Here is a 2,671-nt window from a genome sequence, read left to right as displayed (position 1 = left end):
CCCGGCCAGCGCCGAACCGGGCGCGACCGCGATCCCGGTGTGCTCGTACACGCCGGGCGCCGGGTTGTGGCCGTCGACGTGCTGGACCAGCGTGCCGCCCAGCGCCACGTTGAGCAGCTGCATGCCCCGGCACACGGCGAGCAGCGGCAGGTCCAGCTTCAGCGCCGTGCGGGTCAGGTCCAGCTCCACCGCGTCGCGCTCGGGACGTGCCGGTCCGGTGCGCGGGTCGCGCGGCCGCCCGTACAGCGCCGGGTCGACGTCCGCGCCGCCCGCCAGCACCAGTCCGTCGAGGAAGGCGACGCTGTCGGCGTCCCACGTGCCGACCGGCGGCAGCAGCACCGGGTTGCCGCCCGCGCGCACCACCGAGTCGAGGTAGTCGCGGTGCAGCACGGCCGCCTCGACGTCCCAGACGCCGAACCGCACCCGTTCCAGGTAGGTGCTGACGCCGATCAGCGGTCGTGCCCTAGAGCCGTTCGAAACCACGGATGCGCTCCCAGTCCGTCACCGACGAGTCGAACGCGGCCAGCTCCACCCGGGCCGCGTTCAGGTAGTGGTCGCCCACCTCCTGGCCGAACGCCTCGCGCGCGAGCTCGCTCTTGGACAGCAGGGACGCGGCGTCGCGCAGCGTGGTGGGCACGGTGGGCCGGTCGGAGCCGTAGGCGTTGCCGACGAACTCCGCCTCCAGCGGCAGCTCGTTGTCCACGCCGTGCAGACCGGCCGCGATCAGCGCGGCGACCGCCAGGTACGGGTTGACGTCGGCGCCGGGCACCCGGTTCTCGAACCGCAGCCCGTGGCCGTGGCCGACGACGCGCAGCGCGCACGTCCGGTTGTCCTTGCCCCAGGCGACCGCGGTCGGCGCGAAGCTGCCCGGCACGAACCGCTTGTAGGAGTTGATGTTCGGCGCGAGGAAGTAGGTCAGCTCGCGCAACCCGGCCAGCTGGCCGGCCAGGAAGTGCTCCATGAGCGTCGACATGCCGCGCCCCTCGGCGAACACCGGGTCGCCGTCGGCCGAGCGCAGGCTGAGGTGGATGTGGCAGGAGCTGCCCTCGCGCTCGTTGTACTTGGCCATGAACGTCAGCGCCTTGCCCTGCTGCGCCGCGATCTCCTTGGCCCCGGTCTTGTAGATGCTGTGGTTGTCGCACGTCGCCAGCGCCTCGGTGTAGCGGAACGCGATCTCGTGCTGGCCGGGGTTGCACTCGCCCTTGGCCGACTCGACGACCATGCCCGCGCCCGCCATGTGGTTGCGGATGGCGCGCAGCAGCGGCTCGATGCGCGCGGTGCCCAGCAGCGAGTAGTCGACGTTGTACTGGTTGGCCGGCGTGAGCCCGCGGTAGCCGCGGTCCCAGGCGTCCTCGTAGGTGTTGTCGAAGACGATGAACTCCAGCTCCGTGCCGACGAACGCGCGCAGCCCGCGCTCGGCCAGCCGGTCGAGCTGGCGCTGGAGGATCTGCCGCGGCGAGGCCACCACCGGCTCGCCGTCCTCCCAGACCAGGTCGCACATGACCAGCGCGGTGCCCTCGTGCCACGGCAGGCGGCGCAGCGTGGACAGGTCCGGCTTCATCACGAAGTCGCCGTAGCCGCTGTCCCACGACGACATGGTGTAGCCGGCGACGGTGTTCATCTCCACGTCGACGGCCAGCAGGTAGTTGCAGCCCTCGGCGGAGTGCCCCAGCACCTCGTCGAGGAAGTAGCGCGCGGCGCAGCGCTTGCCCTGGAGGCGACCCTGCATGTCGACGACGGCGACCAGCACCGTGTCGATCTTCCCGGCGTCCACGAGCACGCGCAACTCCTCCACGGCGAGCATCCGCAGTACCTCCAAAGGTATGACAGCGAGCCATTGGACGCTTCATCCTGACACCTTCGAGTGAAGCCCGCCACACCCGATCCGGTCGCTTCTGCGGTCGTGCGCCTGTTGACACGATCCGGTGACCCACGCCACTCTCCACTCAAAGGAGCGCGACTTACCCATTAGGAGCGCAGATGGCCAAACACGTCGAGTACGAGAAGGTGGGCAGCGACTACCTGGAGCACCGGCAGCTCAAGCGCGGCGCCGCGGGATGGGTGCTGCTGGCGGGCCTGGGGGTCTCCTACGTCATCTCCGGCGACTTCGCCGGGTGGAACTTCGGGCTCGCGCAAGGCGGGTGGGGCGGCCTGCTGGTCGCCACGGTCCTGATGGGCGCCATGTACACGTGCATGGTGTTCGGCCTGGCGGAGCTGGCCGCCGCGCTGCCCGTCGCCGGCGCCGGGTACGGCTTCGCGCGGCGGGCGCTGGGGCCGCTGGGCGGTTTCGCCACGGGCATCGCGATCCTGGTCGAGTACGCCATCGCGCCGGCGGCGATCGTCGTGTTCATCGGGGACTACGTCCAGGCGCTCGGCCTGTTCGGGCTCACCAGCTCGTGGCCGGTGTACCTGGTCTGCTACGCGATCTTCGTGGGCGTGCACCTGTACGGCGTGGGCGAGGCGCTGCGGCTGATGTTCGTCATCACCGGGGTGGCGGTGGTGGCGCTGATCGCGTTCGTCGCCGGGATGATCCCGAAGTTCGACTCGGCCAAGCTGTTCGACGTCGGTGACGGCGGCTTCCTGCCGTTCGGGCTGACCGGTGCGCTCGGCGCGCTGGTCTACGCCATCTGGTTCTTCCTCGCGGTCGAGGGCGTGCCGCTGGCGGCCGAGG

General features: G+C 70.7%; 3 protein-coding genes. 1 reads left to right on the top strand and 2 read right to left on the bottom strand.

Translation table 11 applies throughout. The annotated features are described in order from the left end of the window. Together AB0G02_RS34610 and AB0G02_RS34605 are read right to left on the bottom strand one after the other, a co-directional pair. The coding region (locus AB0G02_RS34610) for a gamma-glutamyl-gamma-aminobutyrate hydrolase family protein (protein ID WP_360802951.1) at positions 1-483 on the bottom strand (483 nt) is incomplete at its 3' end. Beyond that, positions 464-1,804 (bottom strand): glutamine synthetase family protein, encoded by a 1,341-nt coding sequence (locus AB0G02_RS34605; RefSeq protein ID WP_360802948.1) that lies wholly within the window; start codon positions 1,802-1,804, stop codon positions 464-466. The genes AB0G02_RS34605 and AB0G02_RS34610, both read right to left, overlap by 20 nt. A 176-nt stretch (positions 1,805-1,980) precedes the next feature. Between AB0G02_RS34605 and AB0G02_RS34600 the strand changes: the two genes are divergently transcribed. Continuing rightward, positions 1,981-2,671: amino acid permease (locus AB0G02_RS34600; RefSeq protein WP_360802945.1), on the top strand; the 691-nt coding region annotated here is incomplete at its 3' end.

Origin of the sequence: Actinosynnema sp. NPDC023658 (assembly GCF_040639995.1) — a bacterium.
Classification (GTDB): domain Bacteria; phylum Actinomycetota; class Actinomycetes; order Mycobacteriales; family Pseudonocardiaceae; genus Actinosynnema.
The sequence above is the reverse complement of the archived record's forward strand: the minus strand, read 5'-3'. Positions and strand labels throughout refer to the sequence as shown.

Excerpts from the sequence above, each read along its gene's own strand:
- AB0G02_RS34605 (WP_360802948.1), bottom strand. The coding sequence starts at position 1,804 with ATGCTCGCCGTGGAGGAGTTGCGCGTGCTCGTGGACGCCGGGAAGATC.